Source organism: Vogesella mureinivorans, from assembly GCF_007644035.1.
GTDB classification, from domain to species: Bacteria; Pseudomonadota; Gammaproteobacteria; order Burkholderiales; family Chromobacteriaceae; genus Vogesella; species Vogesella mureinivorans.
Genome location: NZ_VMTV02001148.1, coordinates 1 through 301, shown reverse-complemented (window position 1 = coordinate 301; position 301 = coordinate 1). Strand labels below are relative to the sequence as shown.

1 pseudogene is annotated in these 301 nt (G+C 68.8%); it reads right to left on the bottom strand.

What is annotated here, in order from left to right:
- Nucleotides 1-301: pseudogene (locus FLQ44_RS23255) on the bottom strand (cell division protein FtsA); the annotation flags it as partial.

The following is a 301-nucleotide window of genomic DNA, read 5'->3' as shown; positions in this document are numbered from 1 at the left end:
GCCACCGCCTTGGCGGCTTCGAGCACGCGCTCCATGTCGCCATAGCTGACCTCACCCTCGCGGATCGGGACGATGCCCGGCGAGTTCTTGCATTGCGTGTGGCTGCCGGAGATCGAGGCGTAGACCGAGCGGATCTCGCAGCCGGCCATGACCTCGGCCTCCTCGATCGCGCGCTGGATCGAATGCACCGTCGATTCGATGTCGCCCACCACGCCGCGGCGCAGCCCGGTCGAGCTGTGGCTGCCGATGCCGATCACCTCCAGCGGCTCGTCGGGCGTGTACTCGCCGACCAGGGCCACCA